The sequence below is a fragment of the Herpetosiphon sp. genome (assembly GCF_003512625.1).
GTDB lineage: Bacteria > Chloroflexota > Chloroflexia > Chloroflexales > Herpetosiphonaceae > Herpetosiphon > Herpetosiphon aurantiacus.
This window is the reverse complement of sequence record NZ_DOPT01000045.1, coordinates 1-15,262: the sequence shown is the minus strand read 5'-3', so window position 1 is coordinate 15,262 and position 15,262 is coordinate 1. Positions and strand designations below refer to the sequence as shown.

Annotated in this window: 16 protein-coding genes and 1 pseudogene; 5 read left to right on the top strand and 12 right to left on the bottom strand. The window is 48.6% G+C overall.

The features are described 5' to 3' along the window. Nucleotides 1–119: 119 nt before the first annotated feature. The 4 genes and pseudogenes from DEF47_RS10210 to hsdR all read right to left on the bottom strand — a co-directional run. A pseudogene (locus DEF47_RS10210) lies at nucleotides 120–680 on the bottom strand (restriction endonuclease subunit S); the annotation flags it as partial. An 18-nt stretch (nucleotides 681–698) separates the two neighbouring features. Further along, nucleotides 699–1,727, bottom strand: coding sequence for a restriction endonuclease subunit S (locus tag DEF47_RS10205; protein ID WP_287045124.1), 1,029 nt, complete (start codon nucleotides 1,725–1,727; stop codon nucleotides 699–701). Between the two features lie 164 nt (nucleotides 1,728–1,891). Further along, nucleotides 1,892–3,337: an N-6 DNA methylase gene (locus tag DEF47_RS10200; RefSeq protein ID WP_012188836.1), complete on the bottom strand. Its 1,446-nt coding sequence runs from the start codon at nucleotides 3,335–3,337 to the stop codon at nucleotides 1,892–1,894. A 12-nt stretch (nucleotides 3,338–3,349) separates the two neighbouring features. Beyond that, entirely contained in the window at nucleotides 3,350–5,647 is a 2,298-nt protein-coding gene (gene hsdR, locus DEF47_RS10195) for an EcoAI/FtnUII family type I restriction enzme subunit R (RefSeq protein WP_012188837.1), read from the bottom strand. Between the two features lie 268 nt (nucleotides 5,648–5,915). Between hsdR and DEF47_RS10190 the strand changes: the two genes are divergently transcribed. Then, nucleotides 5,916–6,335 carry a helix-turn-helix domain-containing protein gene (locus DEF47_RS10190; protein WP_041304164.1) on the top strand — a complete coding sequence of 140 codons (420 nt, stop codon included), beginning with the start codon at nucleotides 5,916–5,918 and terminating at the stop codon, nucleotides 6,333–6,335. Nucleotides 6,336–6,425: 90 nt separating this feature from the next. Continuing rightward, the gene (locus tag DEF47_RS10185; RefSeq protein ID WP_012188839.1) at nucleotides 6,426–6,842 is read left to right on the top strand and encodes a VOC family protein; all 417 of its coding nucleotides are present in this window, start codon (nucleotides 6,426–6,428) and stop codon (nucleotides 6,840–6,842) included. 24 nt (nucleotides 6,843–6,866) lie between these two features. Here DEF47_RS10185 and DEF47_RS10180 read toward each other — a convergent pair whose 3' ends face one another. Both DEF47_RS10180 and DEF47_RS10175 read right to left on the bottom strand, forming a co-directional pair. Then, the gene (locus DEF47_RS10180) at nucleotides 6,867–7,391 is read right to left on the bottom strand and encodes a protein-tyrosine phosphatase family protein (RefSeq protein ID WP_287045118.1); all 525 of its coding nucleotides are present in this window, start codon (nucleotides 7,389–7,391) and stop codon (nucleotides 6,867–6,869) included. A 53-nt stretch (nucleotides 7,392–7,444) separates the two neighbouring features. Next, nucleotides 7,445–8,251, bottom strand: coding sequence for a helix-turn-helix domain-containing protein (locus DEF47_RS10175; protein ID WP_012188841.1), 807 nt, complete (start codon nucleotides 8,249–8,251; stop codon nucleotides 7,445–7,447). A gap of 147 nt (nucleotides 8,252–8,398) precedes the next feature. Between DEF47_RS10175 and DEF47_RS10170 the strand changes: the two genes are divergently transcribed. Then, on the top strand, nucleotides 8,399–8,797 hold the full coding sequence (locus DEF47_RS10170; RefSeq protein ID WP_012188842.1) for a hypothetical protein: 399 nt from the start codon (nucleotides 8,399–8,401) through the stop codon (nucleotides 8,795–8,797). 123 nt (nucleotides 8,798–8,920) lie between these two features. Here DEF47_RS10170 and nadA read toward each other — a convergent pair whose 3' ends face one another. Beyond that, the gene (nadA, locus tag DEF47_RS10165) at nucleotides 8,921–10,048 is read right to left on the bottom strand and encodes a quinolinate synthase NadA (protein WP_012188843.1); all 1,128 of its coding nucleotides are present in this window, start codon (nucleotides 10,046–10,048) and stop codon (nucleotides 8,921–8,923) included. A gap of 382 nt (nucleotides 10,049–10,430) precedes the next feature. On the opposite strand from nadA, the gene DEF47_RS10160 reads away from it, so the two are divergent. Next, a complete protein-coding gene (locus DEF47_RS10160) occupies nucleotides 10,431–10,736 on the top strand; it encodes a hypothetical protein (protein WP_012188844.1) in 306 nt (101 codons plus the stop codon). A 253-nt stretch (nucleotides 10,737–10,989) separates the two neighbouring features. Here the strand turns inward: DEF47_RS10160 and DEF47_RS10155 are convergent, their stop codons facing one another. The 5 genes from DEF47_RS10155 to DEF47_RS10135 form a co-directional block, all read right to left on the bottom strand. Further along, nucleotides 10,990–11,907, bottom strand: coding sequence for a Crp/Fnr family transcriptional regulator (locus DEF47_RS10155; protein ID WP_012188845.1), 918 nt, complete (start codon nucleotides 11,905–11,907; stop codon nucleotides 10,990–10,992). An 82-nt stretch (nucleotides 11,908–11,989) separates the two neighbouring features. Next, the gene (locus tag DEF47_RS10150; protein WP_012188846.1) at nucleotides 11,990–12,397 is read right to left on the bottom strand and encodes a hypothetical protein; all 408 of its coding nucleotides are present in this window, start codon (nucleotides 12,395–12,397) and stop codon (nucleotides 11,990–11,992) included. Nucleotides 12,398–12,434: 37 nt separating this feature from the next. Further along, nucleotides 12,435–12,866: a heme-copper oxidase family protein gene (locus tag DEF47_RS10145; RefSeq protein WP_012188847.1), complete on the bottom strand. Its 432-nt coding sequence runs from the start codon at nucleotides 12,864–12,866 to the stop codon at nucleotides 12,435–12,437. An 11-nt stretch (nucleotides 12,867–12,877) separates the two neighbouring features. Further along, nucleotides 12,878–13,315 carry a hypothetical protein gene (locus DEF47_RS10140; RefSeq protein WP_012188848.1) on the bottom strand — a complete coding sequence of 146 codons (438 nt, stop codon included), beginning with the start codon at nucleotides 13,313–13,315 and terminating at the stop codon, nucleotides 12,878–12,880. 18 nt (nucleotides 13,316–13,333) lie between these two features. Next, complete coding sequence (locus tag DEF47_RS10135) at nucleotides 13,334–13,549, bottom strand: DUF542 domain-containing protein (RefSeq protein WP_041304166.1); 216 nt, start codon at nucleotides 13,547–13,549, stop codon at nucleotides 13,334–13,336. A 244-nt stretch (nucleotides 13,550–13,793) separates the two neighbouring features. Here DEF47_RS10135 and DEF47_RS10130 point away from each other — a divergent pair, with 244 nt between their 5' ends. Continuing rightward, on the top strand, nucleotides 13,794–15,185 hold the full coding sequence (locus DEF47_RS10130) for a multicopper oxidase domain-containing protein (RefSeq protein ID WP_012188849.1): 1,392 nt from the start codon (nucleotides 13,794–13,796) through the stop codon (nucleotides 15,183–15,185). Nucleotides 15,186–15,262 lie beyond the last annotated feature (77 nt).

Here is a 15,262-nt window from a genome sequence, read left to right as displayed (position 1 = left end):
ACCCCCTCAAGGGCAATCAGGGCCGTCATCCATGCATCGATGAACCAGCCTTCCGTGGTTCGCCGCAGAAAGCACACCCTAGCCCCCTCGCCCGCCGCTGTGGGAGCGGGGTTGAGGCCTCATACTAGGGCGTGTTGAATCAGCGCAGCCAAACTACGGCTCCCCAAATCTTGGCTCTGGGCAAGCTGCTGCTCTAGCTGATCACATAAGCCCAACAATTGCTCAACTTTGGCCACAATTCGTTGTTGCTCAGCCAGTGGCGGCAGGGTTAAGATAAATTTCTTAATATGTTTCAAAACTAAATTTTTATTTCCTACACCAATAGTATGTTTTTTTGACTGATTTCGTCCTAGCGGTGAATTTATTAATAATTCTAAGTACCTTGGATAAGTATAGCGACTAAAATATTTGAGTAAGGCTATACTTACAAAGATACTGAATTCAATGTTGGTATCAACTATTTTTGCAATTCCCGTTGTTCCTACTTTTGTAAGTAAAATATCATTATATTGTGGATTACATCGTTTACTGAGATTAAGATGTTCCTCTTCCGTGATAAAACGGGTGTCTGAAAAATCAATAAATCCTTTGGAAATATCTTTAACAGATAAAAAGGGAACACCATTGTCTACATAAGTCGGTGTGTAATGTGTGCCATCAGTAATTAGATAACAAATATCTTCTAACCTAACCCAAACCTAGCCCTTGGGTAAGCCAAATGGTAGCTCGCTGGCGGCGATGGGCGTAAGCGCTTTTTCGGGCTTGAGTTGGCCCGCTGCAATCAGGCGTTGTTTTTCGGCTTGAATTCGTTCCAATAAAATGCTCGCTGGCTCGTCGCTGGGGTTTTGAGCCACCAAGCGGCCTTGCACGGCGAGCTGCAAAATCAATTCGCGCAATTGGCCGATTGCTTTGGGCGTGGTATGCAGATCGTCAAACTGCTCAAAAAACAACTGTTGCTCACTGCTTATGCTCAATCCGTCGTCAGCAAGCGGCTCGATTGGTTGATTCGCCAGAGTGGGCCGAGTAAAGAGGCTGGTTTGGCGCTCAGGTTGGCTTGGTTGGGCAATCTGCTGCGCATCGGCTGGTCGGGCTAGCTCGCTCAAAAGCTGCTTGATTGCGCTTTGCTGGACTTGCTGGCGCAGCGCCTCGCGGCTGGTTTGCTGCTGCTCAAGCTGATCGCACAACGCCATCAATTGCGCAACTTTGGCGACGATGCGTTGTTGTTCAGCGAGTGGTGGTAGGGGTATAGATGCCTTTTTGCCATCTAGTGTTCCTAGTCGAGGCATCTTTGTTCCATATGAATGTTGGTTTACGTAGCTAACGAAAAAGGGGCTTTTGAGGAAATTTTGTATATAGAAGGGACTCAATTCCAATTTTGGACGTAACACCACTATTTCAGTAGTACAAAATCCTGAAGTATGAGCAACAATAACTTTATTCAAATAAGGTCGCAATTTTCCATAAAGAATATCATTTTTCTGGAAGCTTGCTTTGTTACTTTTAGGCTTTCGCTCTTTTACTAGAAATTGTCCTAAAATAACAGAGGTATTTTTTTCAATATCCTCAAGTTCTAACAACCAACTATCAGGATCAAGATTGTTGGGATCATGCTTTGAACCTGCATCATAGACTACAATATCATCCAGTGATACCCATATCCATGAAGGAGGAATCTGAAATTTTGTATGTTCTTTATTTATAGATGATCTAACGTCTATATTCAACATTTGTTGCTCTTTGATTAGCGGCTTAAACATGTTATACGCTGGCTCATCGTTAGGATCTTGCTCGACCAAGCGGCCTTGCACAGCCAATTGCAAGATAAGCTCGCGAATGCGACTGATGGCTTGGGGCGTTTCAGCTAACTGATCGAGCGCGGTAATCAGTTCGTTCATGCGAGCTCCAGCAAGGCTTGCAGCGCAGCGACCAATTCGGCTTTGAGGCTGGCGCGGGTTTGGGCGGCGCTGGCAGTAGCGGCTTGGTATTCAGCCAATAATTGATAGGGGTCAGTTTGGGCATCGGCTTGACGATTGGGGTTTTTCCAATCCAAGTTGAAATTATTGGCCCGAATGTCAGCGATATCGACCTTCCAAGCAAACTGATTGGTTTGACGATTGATCCACCAAGCCCGTTCTGGTTCAAACTCCTCAAGCCGAATCGGCTTAGTTTTGGAATACGATTTATAGCCAGCGGGGTAGGGGTGCTCGTAATACCAAATCTCTTGGGTAGGCTGGCCCTTCTCAAAAAACAATAAATTGGTTTTAATTCCGGTGTACGGGTTAAAAACCCCATTGGGCAAGCGCACAATCGTATGCAAATTACAATTTTTCAGCAATTCTTCCTTGATCCGAGTTTTGATGCCTTCGCCAAAAAGCGTGCCATCGGGCAAAATAAGCGCCGCCCGACCGTTGGGCTTGAGCAAGCGCATAATCAAGACCAAGAACAAATCAGCAGTTTCGCGGGTGCGGAAGAGTTCAGGGAAGTTGTTTTCAATCCCATCTTCTTCTTGGCCGCCAAACGGTGGGTTCGTCGCGATAATATCGACTTGATCATCAACCCCATAGCTGCTGTAGGAGCGGGCCAAGGTGTTGGCGTGTTGCAAATTGGGCAGATTAATTCCATGCAAAATTAAGTTGGTGATGCCCAACAAATGCGGCAGCGGTTTTTTCTCAATCCCACGAATATTGGCTTGCAAGGTTTCCAAATCGCTAGGCGTGTGGACATCGTTACGCCGAATATACTCCACGGCTGAGACTAAAAATCCGCCAGTACCAGCGGCTGGGTCGAGCAAGCTCTCGCCTAAACGGGGCTTGAGCATTTCGATCATAAACTGCGTAACCGTGCGCGGCGTATAATATTCGCCAGCATTGCCAGCGGCTTGTAAATCGCTGAGCAACTTTTCATAGACATCGTTAAAGAGATGACGATCGGCAGAGCGATTGAAATCAATTTCATTGATTTTATTGATCACTTGGCGTAAGAGCGTGCCATTTTTCATGTAATTATAGGCATCCTCGAACACCGACTGAATCATGGCCTTGGCCTGATTGGTAGCTGCAAGATTTTTCAATTGGGGAAACAGCTGGTTATTGACAAAATTGAGCAATTCCTCGCCTGTGATGCCTTCGCGATTGATGGCCCACTGATGCCAAGCCAAGCCCTCGGGCATGGGCGAACGATAATGTGGGTCAATCAGTGCTAATTCCTGCTCGCGATCATCGAAGATTTTGAGGAAAAGCAACCAAACCAATTGACCAATCCGTTGGGCATCGCCATCGACCCCAGCATCCTTGCGCATAATATCCTGAATGCTCTTGATGGTTGTAGTGAGATTCATGCAACCCTTTTATTATGCAGCATATAAGTGCCGCACTAGCTCGTCTACGGCTTGCTGATACTGGCCGAGACTGCCAAACGCTTGAATAATTTCGCGTGGCGTGCCAAGTTGTTGAAAGCTTGGCAACTGCAATACCTGACGATCTTGAATTGTAGCTAACCCCTGATCGGCGTATTTTTCCAAGAGTGCTTGAATCACGGCCCGGGCTTTTTCGCCATATTGGGCAAAATATGAACGTTTACGCACCTGTTCGGCCCGTTCGCGGCGCGTCAGGGCTGGCTGATCAAAGGCAACATGACAAATCAGATCAAACGGATCGTACTCGTATCCCACAATTTCAGCAAGTTTATCGAACAAAATCCCTTGGGCTGCCAGCTCTTGCACAATTGCCTGTTTTTGCGCTTCGTGGCTCCATGTCTGCAAAAAGTTAGCGAGGGTGGTATAGCGTTGGCGCACGGTGTTGCGAGCAAAATGCTCGACCGATTCGGTAATTAAGCGGCCATCGCTGCTGTAGTAGCGCACCTGCTCAGCCAAAATATGCACCACTTCGCCAGAGCCTATTTGGTAGCGAATATTGGTGGTTTGGGCCTCGGCGGGTGGCGCGGCGGTTGCGGTGGGCAAGGCTTGATCAACGCCGAAGTTTTGAACCTGAACTGGATCACCGTCAAATTCCGGATCGTTAAACAGCGTTGTAACATTGCGAAAATCCATAATTGTAAAATACAATTTATTATAATCCTCGCGAATGCGGGTTCCCCGTCCAATAATTTGCTTAAACTCGGTCATCGATTCCAAGTATTGGTCGATCACAATCAACCGACAGGTTTGCACATCTACGCCAGTGGTAAGCAACTTCGAGGTTGTAACGACCACTGGATAACGGCTATCGGGCAAGATAAACATATCGAGTTGAGCTTTACCCTCAGGATTATCGCCAGTAATTTGCATGACATAACGTGCATCTTCTTGAACAAACTCATTACAATGTTGGGCGATAGCGGTGCGCATCCGGGCGGCGTGCTCAATATTTTGGCAAAAGACAATGGTTTTTTGGTAAGGGTCGTGATTGCGTAAAAACTCCGCGATTCGGGCAGCGACCAACTGAATCCGATCATCTAAAAAAACCATGCGCTCAAAATCGCGGCTATTGTAGAGCCGATCTTCAATCAATTGACCGTCGGCATCACGCTGGCCTGGCTGAGGCCGCCAACCCTCAAGATCAACATTGGTGGCCACGCGCAGCACACTATAGGGTGCAAGAAAGCCATCGGCAATTCCTTGTTTGAGTGAATAGGTATACAGTGGATCGCCAAAATAATCACTATTTGAGATGGTTTGGGTTTCTTTGGGCGTGGCAGTTAGCCCAATATGGGTTGCACTGGCAAAATAATCTAAAATCTGTCGCCAAGCTGAATCTTCGGCGGCGCTGCCTCGATGACACTCATCGATGACGATGAGATCAAAAAAAGTCGGCGAAAACTGCCGATAAATATTCTGGCTAGCCTCGCTACCGCTCATAGCCTGATAGAGCGCGAGGTAAATCTCAAATGCTGTATTAGCCTCACGATTGCTGATTTTGGTCATGGCATTGCCAAAGGGCTTAAAGTCGTTATTGCGAGCCTGATCGACCAAAATATTCCGATCGGCCAAAAAAAGAATCCGTTTTTTAACCTTGGCTTTCCACAAGCGCCAAATAATTTGAAAGGCGGTATAGGTTTTCCCAGTACCAGTTGCCATCACCAATAAAATCCGTTGTTGACCACGGGCAATTGCCTCAATCGTGCGATTGATAGCAATCATTTGATAATAGCGTGGAGCCTTGCCATAGCCATCGAGGTAATAATCTTGATTGATCAGGCTAGTCTGATTGGGAGTTAGCTGCTTCCAAACACAATAACGCCGCCACAGCTCCTCGGGCGAAGGAAACTCATCGAGCTCCAAATAGCGTTCCACTAAGCCATGGGCCGCAGTTCGATCATGCTCAATAAAACCAGTGCCATTCGAACTATACATAAAGGGCACATCAAGCAAATCGGCATAACCCAAAGCCTGTTGAATGCCAGCCCCGACTGCATGGTTGGCATCTTTTGCCTCGACCACCGCCAGCGGAATATTGGGTGCGTGATACAACACATAATCGGCAAATTTTTTGGCCGCTCGCTGAACGACCCCATTCGTGACTAAAATTTGTCCAGCAGTTAATTGAACCTCTTCACGCAGATGAAAATCGGCTGTCCAGCCAGCTTGAACCAATGCTGGAGTAATGAACTTGGTTTGAATATCACGTTCGCTTAACTCAGATCGATCCATAGTCTGCTCCCTGCCAAATGGATGGATCTGAATTGTAGCAAATTTTGGACTACTACTATTGATACCTGTTTACAATTGTGTTTCGTATTCCCTCTCCTTCCGAGCGAGCGAGGGGAAACCACGCAACGAAACGCCTCTCGCCCGCCGCCGTGGGAGCGGGGTTGAGGGTGAGGGAACGAAGATGAACCTTAAAACCTACATTACAATAAAGAACAAATGTTTTGATTTAAATCATGGATTTGCTATAATAGCTGTATTTGGGGGTAGTATGAAACTCGCATCAGCAGCAACCAAGCAGCTATTATGGCAAGCTCGCCAATATATTGATGGCACTTATGCCGAGCACGTAGAGTTACCACAGCTGGCCGAGCAAATTGGCTTCTCGCACTATCACTTTTTGCGGCTTTTTCAACGCAATTTTGCCATTACTCCTCACCAGTATTTGATTCATCGGCGGATTGAGCGAGCGCGTGAGTTGCTGGTCGCCAGCGATTTATCAGTAACCGAGGTCTGTTTTGCGGTTGGTTTTCAGAGCCTCGGCTCGTTTAGTAGCCTATTTCAACGCAGCACTGGCCATGCGCCCAGCCATTATCGCCGCCGCAACTTCCAAGGTTTCAGCCTACCTCGGCGCTTTGTACCCTCATGCTATCTCACCATTTTTGGCATTGGCTTGAGCTACAAGCACTAACTGCGCAATTTTCAAGAAGTTTTTATCCGCCGATCAGCCTATACTCGCTATATGAACAAATGTTCGTAATGATGTGTTAGGAGCAACCCAATGATTACCAAACTTTCGCACGCCACGATTTACGTGCTCGATCACGATGTGGCCTATGATTTCTATGTCAATAAATTAGGTTTTGATGTGCGTATGGATATGAAACTGGATAATGGGTTTCGTTGGTTGACGGTCGGCCCCAAAACCCAGCCTGAACTCGATTTGGTGCTGTTCGAGGTTGCAGAAGGCGGCACGATGATGAGCGCTGAAGTCGTTGGTCAAATGCGTTCAATCTTGCAAAGTGGCGTGGTTGGGCCTGGCGTTTTCCAAACTGCCGATTGTCATGCCGCGTATACCGAGCTTCAAGCGCGTGGCGTTGAATTTGTAGCCCCACCCCAAGAGCAATTTTACGGCATCGAAGCCACCTTCAAAGATCCCTTTGGCAATATATTCAGCCTAACCCAGCCCAAAATGTAAGTAATAGCTCCATGGGCAATCAGGCTATTGAACCTGCATAGCCCAATCTGCCACGAATTGGCGTTGCAGATCATTGCTTGGCGATGGATAGCGCGAGTCGCGAGTGGCTTGGCGTAGGTTTACGATCTGCGCCAAGGCTTGGGCATATTCCCAGCCTTGTTCGACGAGCAAGCAGCCAATGACTGTGCCAGTTCGGCCTAGCCCACCCCAACAATGTACATACACATTTTGTTGCTGATCAAGCGCACTTATTATTTGAGCCAGAATCGCTTGTATCTGAGGAATTGATGGAATGTGCATATCAGGGATTGGGAAATGATGGCGAACAAGCGCTGGGCTTGCTTGAATTTGGTGCAGCGCCGCGCTGTAATCGCCCAATTCCTGAGTTTCTGTTTCCTCAGTCAGATCAATAAAAACAGTGATTTTGGCCTTGCTGAAGTGCTGTAAACGCTCATGCAACGGCTCTTTTTCCAACAGCATGGGATGTTCGCCCGCCAGCAAACATCCTGGGAGCACCCAGTACGAAGCCGAAATCGGTGTAGCAGGCATAGTTGGCTCATTTATTTGGTGCCATAAACTCTTGTTGGTCATCCATAACTCGCTTATCGACTAGCCTTGGCTGCATGCAACTGGCGCAAATGTTCGGCGGTGGCAGCATTGGCTGGAAAAAATGCCTCAATCGCCAATTCTGAAACTGTCACGTCAATCGGTGTGCCAAACACCATGGTTGTGCTAAAAAAGCTGAGCATGCCATGGGCGGTGCGCAACGTGAAGGGCAAGGCAATGTCCATGCTTTCATGATAGGGCGGAATCGGCGTAGTATGAGTTTGATTGGTGGGATAGGCCGCCAATTCATGATACAGCTCATCCAAATATGTATCGGCGGTTAGCTCGATTTGGTGGCGCAAACGGGCCAATAAATGCGCTTTCCAAGCCGCTAAATTGACAATCTGTGGTGCTAAGCCCTCAGGATGCAGACTTAAGCGCAAGACATTAACTGGTGGAGTTAATAAATCTGGGGCTACGCCTGCCAGAAAATAATCAATACAATTATTGGCCATTATCATCTGCCAATGGCGATTAATGGCAATCGCTGGATATGGCTCGTGGCCGTGCAACACATGCTGAATTGCCTCGCGAGCAGGATCTAAATCACCATCATCAAGCGAACGCTCGCTGAACAACGGTGCAAACCCAGCCGCCACCAACAAAACATTTTGCTCACGGAGCGGTACTTCTAAATGCTCAGCCAAATGCAACAGCATATCGCGGCTAGGCAATGAACGCCCAGTTTCCAAGAAACTCAAGTGTTTGGTCGAAATATTGGCATCGCTGGCCAGATCAAGCTGGCTCAAGTGGCGACGCTGCCGCCAAGTACGAATCAGTGAACCAATTGCTGCTTGTTTCATAGCTGCATCTTAGCATAATTTGGGTAGTTGCCACGATTACCTCAGAGGTAATTGTGCTGCCCACCATCAGCGCCTATGCTGCATCTAGGTTCTTCAAAACCTGACGCTGTTGGGATTTGACATCAGTTACAACAAAGGAGCAATCGTATGCGTTGGTTACAACACCCTCAATTATTACGCTATGCAATTCGTTTTGATGGAATGAGCGCTGGAGTTTTGATGGCTGGCTTGCTAGGCTTGAATCAACCGCTGGCTGAATTTTTTGGTTTGCCAAGCGGCTTTTTGTGGTATGTCGGTTTGGGCTTGATTCCATGGGTCAGCTGGTTGGTGTGGCTCTCGTTTCGACCAACGATCAAGCGCGGGGCGGCTTGGTTTGTGGTGGCAGTCAATGCCTTGTGGCTGGCCCAAAGTGTTTGGCTGATTGTTGGACCTAGCTTTGATCCAACAGTTTGGGGCTATGGCTTTCTCATCGCGCAAGCTATTTTGGTGCTGCTGATTACCGAAACCGAAATTATTGCCTTGCGGCGCAAATTGGTGAATGCCTAAGCATAATCCCTCACCCCAACCCCTCGCCCACTGCGGCGGGCGAGGGGCATTCCAACGTTCATGCTGAATGGGTTCCCCCTCGCCTCGCGTGCGGGAGAGGGGGCTAGGGGGTGAGGGAAACGCTTAATTACCAGCAATCTCTAACATTCGTTCGAGTGCCAAACGGGCTTTTTGCTTGATGGCAGTTGGCACAGCGATTTGATTGACGACATTGCCCTCGACCAAATTCTCCAAAACCCAACATAATTCCTCAGGATCGATCCGATACATGGTTGAACAAAGACAGGCAAACGGCGAGACAGAGACAATCGTTTTATCAGGATTGTTGGTTTGTAAACGATTGACCAAGTTGATTTCGGTGCCAACCGCCCACATACTGCCTGCTGGAGCCTCGTTGATCGTTTTGATGATGTAGGCCGTTGAGCCAACATAATCAGCCTCGTTGGTTACGCCCAAGGTGCATTCAGGGTGTACAATCACATTAATTTCGGGGTGTTTTTCGCGCCAAGCTTTGATGTAGGCTGGGCGGAATTGGGCGTGTACCGAGCAGTGACCAGCCCACAGCAACACTTCAGCCTCGCGAATGGCCTCTGGCGTATGCCCACCATAGCGTAAATTGGGATTCCAGACCAACATTTTATCGAGCGGAATGCCGAGCTTGGCAAACGCGGTATAGCGGCCAAGGTGCTGATCAGGCAGAAACAGCATTTTGGGGCGGAGATTTTTGGCCCAGCGCACAATTGGCTCAGCGTTGGATGAGGTGCAGCAAGCCCCGCCATGTTCGCCGACAAAAGCCTTGACGGCTGCCGATGAGTTGACGTAAGTAATTGGCATTACCTGAGCCTCGGCATCACCCAAAATCTCATCAAGCTCATCCCAAACTTCTTCAAGCTGTTCGATATCGGCCATATCAGCCATCGAGCAACCAGCGGTATGGTCGGGCAGAATCACAGTTTGGTCGTCGCGCCCGAGAATATCGGCGCTTTCGGCCATAAAGTGAACGCCACAAAAGACGATATATTCGGCGGCAGTTTTGCGTGCATCAACCGAAAGCCCATAGGAATCGCCACTTAAATCGGCATGCTTGACCACATCATCACGTTGATAGTGATGGCCCAGAATCACCAAACGTTCGCCCAATTTGGCCTTAGCCGTAGCAATCCGTTGATCCAATTCCTCGATTGAAAGCCCTGCATAGTCCTCGGCACGTTCATGTGCCACGCCAATTGCTTCGGCTGCGATGACGGTCATGATGACTCTCCATTGGGTAAACATTTAGTAAGTGTCATTTTGACACTATAAATCGTGAGAAAAAGAGCGGGACGTATCAAACGCCCCTAATAATGTCATTCTAACACAATGATCAGTAGTGTCAAGATGACAATTTTGATTAGCTGGGGATCGGGGATCGTGAAATACGGCTATTGGCGCGAAGCTTTGGTTCGAAATGAATGATCCAACACCTCGTGCCATATTTGCTCTGCGCCTCGGGTAGAGGAAAGAGCGTTGATGCTGATCCTCAGATTATCAGTATTTTTGTGGATGTTCACCCCGCAAGTTCAAACTGCCTGAAAAAATAATCAGCTTTGGTATCTTAACTATATGATAGGATTTATTGCTCATAGGAGGAACGATGAAAAACATGGTTAAGCGTTTGCTATTGAGCGGATTGTTGGTGGGCATGACCTTGCTGCCAGTTTCAGCCTCGGCAGCGGGTAGTGCAGGAATTTATGCCTCGTGTAGTAATGGAGCACGAGTAAATGTTAGTGGTAGCGGCAACATCACAGTGACGTTCTATCGCTTGAATGCAAGTCCGATTGTTAAGTATATCAACCTTGGAGTTGGTATGTCCACGACCGTCTACTCAGGCACATCTGGGAGCTACTCGACGGTTTATGCCAATGGCAATAGCAGTGTCTCGGGTGCTGGCTGCTACTAAATTGAACAATTAAGAGAAGAGCGGGGTGAAGGTTGAACAATACTTGACGGCACTGTTATCCACTATATGCTATTTAACCACGAAGGGCGTGAAGGCTAAGGCACTAGGCTAATCGTAAGCATCTTCGGTATTGACAGCCAATTCGCGCTAGCCCCTGTTCCTGCCTGCGAGCCGACAGTGGTTCCCTCTCCCACTGTGGCGGGCGAGGGAACGGGAGAACTGGTTGTTAACCCCATGACCCATTACATATAGGTTAACTTGGCAAACAAAAACGCTCTTGGGCACCATGGCCAGCGGTGTACACCAAGCCACGATTGCGTAGATCGCGCAGTAGGCGAGTGGTGGTGGTGCGATTGACTCCAATTGCTGAGGCAAGTTGTTCATGGGTTAAGCGAATATCAATTAATGTGCCTTGCTCAGTTGGCTTGCCAAATTGCTCGGCTAATAATCCCAACAAGCCTAAAATGCGCTGATCGCTATAGCCATTGGCTTGCATCGATGCCCAACGCTCCATTTGGCTTAATCGGCTGCGCAGGCGTTGTAATAATGATGGATGCTCGGCAACCTGCGCCCAAGCATAAACTTGACCAACGACATCGCTATGGGCGTACAGCTGGACGCTCGATTGTTGCTCGGTGCTATACACCAACTGTTGTGGGCCGCATAAGCTGACGAGCACCTGCGAACCATCGCTATGCAACGTGGCTAAACCTACCACACCTTCATTAATTAATAAGATATGCTCGGCTGGCAGTCTGATTAATGTGCCCCGTTGATAATGGCGTTGGCGCTGTTTGACAATCGGGTCGCTCTGGCCAGCGATATAGTTGCTGCGCTGGCTAAGCACATTCAGCAACAATTGCTCGGTGCAACTATCAGTCAACACAATATCGGCGCTAGCTTTGTAGGCCGCAATCGAAAGCTCGATCTGGCCGCTCAAATTCCAGCCAATCCATGGCATATTCCAGGTTGGCAGGGTGGTGGTCAGTTGTTCAAGCTCAGTTTGGTTGTTGAAACAAGCGACAACGATGGTTTGGTGTGGTAGGGCTGGCAATTGAGCCAATTGATTCAACGGCAAGAGCATTGGAATATAGCCATGCTCCATCAATAGGTTGGTTTGAATGCTGGCGGTGCTGGTGTGATTAATTAACAAAATAAATGAGGCTGACATACTGCTGCTTCCTTTCAAAATCATGCCACAACGACTCAACTACGGTTGAGCTTTTCGGAGTTTGACATCATGAATTGAATGGTTAGGCAGAACGCGGTGGGGGCAGTTTGGGTAGCAAATCAAACGAGGCTAAACGCAGCCGTTGCTGATAGATGCGCTGGGTTTGCGGTTTGACTTGGAGCAATAAATTCAGGCCAATCAGCACCATTGCGAATAAAGCCACCAGTTGATGGCGATGCAGCGCAGTGCTCAGCATGTGATCTGAAGTGGGGCTGCTGTCCGAGGGCGTTTCGATCCGACAGACAAACATAGCTGTGCTAGGATTAGCTTGAACATGGGCGGAATTGCTGAAACTTAATTCATGGATGATACAGGCGATTGGGCAAATCAGCGCTAGTTGCAGAATAAAGTAGCAACAGCAAAACCAGCCCCAACGGCTGAGCTTGCTGCGACGGATGGGTTGTCCCAATTGTTGGCCTGCATGTGCCATGAGTTTGTTCCACCAAAACTAGTGGCATCATAGCATATTATTTAAGCTTTTGGTGCAGAATTGGCTCAATTATTAATGGTTGTAAACGAGGCCAGCAATGCCATGCCATGGCTATGGCCGCTGCACATTCAAGGCCACTCGCAATAAAAATTGCTGCTGACCACGGCCAAATACTGGCCCAAATTAGCACTGCTAGCGCGATATGCAGCAAACCGCTGGCCGACCAAACCAGCCATGGTGAGCCACGCCAGCCATTGGCATCAAGCCGTGGCAAAATCCAAAAGGCCACGCCAAAAATTAAATTCAGTAGCCAGCCCACCAGCATGGCATGAATGTGGGCGGTGCGCCAATACCAAATCCATGGCCAAACTCCAAAGGCCTTGCTCACCAATAAGATGCCACCAACGCTACCGCCAATTACCAAATAGAGCAGGGCAGCCCGAATGCTGATTTGACTAAATTTTGGCATGCTTCCCTCGCTTATTTGGCTTTGACCGCTTTGCCCTTGACCCGTGGCCAGAGCATCAGCAAAATCAACCATAATGCGCCAACTTGCAAGCTTGCTGCAACGACCACCGCCCAGCTGACGACCGTGCTCGGTTGCCATTGCAGCATTGGCTCAACCACGCTGCGCAGCCCAAGCCCAAGATTAAATGTGATATACGCAGCCCACGCGATGCGTTCGTTGCCGCGTGGCTGCTCACGGGTATGTACCGGAAACAGCCAAATCGCCACGCCCACAATCAACTGAGTAACCCAACCAACCATCAGTGCGTGATAAAACACAATTTGCAAAGCTGCTAATGGATTGGTTTTGAAGCCCCACAATTGGCTGGTGAGCATGGCGCTGCCTAAACCAAACGCCAGCACCAGCCAAACAAATGCCGTGCGAATATAGTAACGAGCAAGTGTTGGCATGATCCTGGCTCCTCGAAATTAGGCTGTTTTGCTCAAAATGGCGGTTAAATCGGCGACGATCGGCACTAGTTCAACGTGATGGGCTTGGGCAGCTTGGCTCAGGCTTAATCCGCCGCCGCAACACAAATCAAAGCCATGTTGGCGTAAAACAGCCATAACCTCGGGGTGAGCTTCGGCTAATGCGGCGAGAGTGCTTTCGGCGATCACTTCTGGGGTTATGGTTATAGTTGACATAAATTTAATGCTCCTTGCAACAATTAAGCTGGCTCTAGCATACCCGTGAGAGAACTGTTGAGCAGCGACTTTTCTCACAAGCAGCTAGCTAGGCACCATGCGAGAAAAGTCACAGCCAAACCAATTGTGAGGTTCTAAGCTAGCGCTATGTAATTACAACGGCTGGCCAACATCCAATTGCATATCGATCACTGGCGATCCCCAGCATCGATTGATGGTTCGCTTTCAAGCAAGGAGCGTCGCAATGAACCGCCGATCATTCATTATGGTAGTGATTTTTAGTCTATTGTTAGCAAGTATTGCCGCATGTAGCGATCAGGCTACACGAACGAGTAGCCTTGCCCCAACGGCTTCGGCTAAGCCCGAAAGCCAAGTTGTGAGCCAACAGGCTAGCCAACCAACCAGCCAAGAAGTGTTGGAAATTCATTCGTTTGATATGGGCTTCAAACCACAGAATCTCACAGTGCCAAGTCCTGGTGTCTATACGATTAAATTAGTTAATGATGGGGTGATTCCTCACGATATTACCTTTCCAGATGGCACAGTTATTAGTGCTAAGGCCAACGAAACAGTGACTGGCGAGGTCACAATTCCGGCTGAAGGCATGAATTTTATTTGTGCTGTGCCTGGCCACGAAGCTGCGGGCATGAAAGGCTCAATTCAAGTTGCCTCGGCTGATGCAGCCGCAGTTACCCCAACCATGATGGATGACCATAGTGGGCCTGCACCAGAGAGCGATATTGCTGCCGATGAGTCGGCTCCGGAATATATTCTGCACGATGCCAAAGCGCCAGCCGCCTTAGAAGGCACACTCCATGACATTGAATTAGTGGTTGAAGAAAAACCAATGACTGTGGCTCCAGGCTATGTCCAGCATGTTTGGACATTTGGCGGCACAGTGCCTGGCCCAGTCATTCGGGTGAAGGTTGGCGATACTGTGCGGATTCACCTCAAAAACCCTAGCTCCAACAAAGTGCCACACTCAATCGATTTTCACTCCAGCGAGGTTGCTTGGAACGACGAAATGACCTCAATCAATGTTGGCGAAGATAAGATGTATGAATGGAAAGCCAATTATGCTGGGGTTTGGATGTATCACTGTGGCACAACTCCCGCGCTGCATCATATTGCTAATGGGATGTATGGGATGGTGATTGTTGAACCTAAGGAAGGCTTGCCAGCAGTTGATCATGAATTTGCCTTGGTGCAAAGCGAATGGTATCTCGGCCCGCAAGGCGATTTGGTCAGCCTCGAAAAAGCTGCTTCAGCCGCTCCAGCCCCAGAATATGTGGTCTTCAACGGCGTTGCCAACCAATACAAAGATCATCCATTGGAAGTCAAAACTGGGGCAAGTGTGCGGGTATTTGTGCTGAATGCTGGCCCAAGCATCGATAGCTCGTTCCACGTGGTTGGTACCATTTTCAACACCGTGATCAAAGAAGGTGTGCAATTACGGCCTGAAACTGCCAATGGCTATGGTTCGCAAGCTGTCGATTTGGCTCCAGCCCAAGGGGCAATTGTCGAATTTACGACTGCTGAAGATGGCTTATATCCCATCGTGACCCACGCCTTCAACTTTGTCGGGCGCGGAGCTTTGGGCTTATTCCAAGCAGGCGATGGCGATCCCAAAAACTAAATGGCCGCCTTCACCCCTAGCCCCTTCTTTCAAGGGTAGGTTTTTAACAATCATTGGTGATCACCACCCTTCCGTCC

What these genes read in the sequence shown, in the direction of transcription:
- DEF47_RS10130 (WP_012188849.1), top strand. Translation starts at nt 13,794, where the DNA reads ATGAACCGCCGATCATTCATTATGGTAGTGATTTTTAGTCTATTGTTA.
- nadA (WP_012188843.1), bottom strand. Translation starts at nt 10,048, where the DNA reads ATGACCGTCATCGCAGCCGAAGCAATTGGCGTGGCACATGAACGTGCC.
- DEF47_RS10150 (WP_012188846.1), bottom strand. Translation starts at nt 12,397, where the DNA reads ATGGCACATGCAGGCCAACAATTGGGACAACCCATCCGTCGCAGCAAG.
- DEF47_RS10170 (WP_012188842.1), top strand. Translation starts at nt 8,399, where the DNA reads ATGCGTTGGTTACAACACCCTCAATTATTACGCTATGCAATTCGTTTT.
- DEF47_RS10145 (WP_012188847.1), bottom strand. Translation starts at nt 12,866, where the DNA reads ATGCCAAAATTTAGTCAAATCAGCATTCGGGCTGCCCTGCTCTATTTG.
- hsdR (WP_012188837.1), bottom strand. Translation starts at nt 5,647, where the DNA reads ATGGATCGATCTGAGTTAAGCGAACGTGATATTCAAACCAAGTTCATT.
- DEF47_RS10200 (WP_012188836.1), bottom strand. Translation starts at nt 3,337, where the DNA reads ATGAATCTCACTACAACCATCAAGAGCATTCAGGATATTATGCGCAAG.
- DEF47_RS10135 (WP_041304166.1), bottom strand. Translation starts at nt 13,549, where the DNA reads ATGTCAACTATAACCATAACCCCAGAAGTGATCGCCGAAAGCACTCTC.
- DEF47_RS10155 (WP_012188845.1), bottom strand. Translation starts at nt 11,907, where the DNA reads ATGTCAGCCTCATTTATTTTGTTAATTAATCACACCAGCACCGCCAGC.
- DEF47_RS10175 (WP_012188841.1), bottom strand. Translation starts at nt 8,251, where the DNA reads ATGAAACAAGCAGCAATTGGTTCACTGATTCGTACTTGGCGGCAGCGT.
- DEF47_RS10185 (WP_012188839.1), top strand. Translation starts at nt 6,426, where the DNA reads ATGATTACCAAACTTTCGCACGCCACGATTTACGTGCTCGATCACGAT.
- DEF47_RS10190 (WP_041304164.1), top strand. Translation starts at nt 5,916, where the DNA reads ATGAAACTCGCATCAGCAGCAACCAAGCAGCTATTATGGCAAGCTCGC.
- DEF47_RS10180 (WP_287045118.1), bottom strand. Translation starts at nt 7,391, where the DNA reads ATGCCTGCTACACCGATTTCGGCTTCGTACTGGGTGCTCCCAGGATGT.
- DEF47_RS10160 (WP_012188844.1), top strand. Translation starts at nt 10,431, where the DNA reads ATGAAAAACATGGTTAAGCGTTTGCTATTGAGCGGATTGTTGGTGGGC.
- DEF47_RS10205 (WP_287045124.1), bottom strand. Translation starts at nt 1,727, where the DNA reads ATGTTGAATATAGACGTTAGATCATCTATAAATAAAGAACATACAAAA.
- DEF47_RS10140 (WP_012188848.1), bottom strand. Translation starts at nt 13,315, where the DNA reads ATGCCAACACTTGCTCGTTACTATATTCGCACGGCATTTGTTTGGCTG.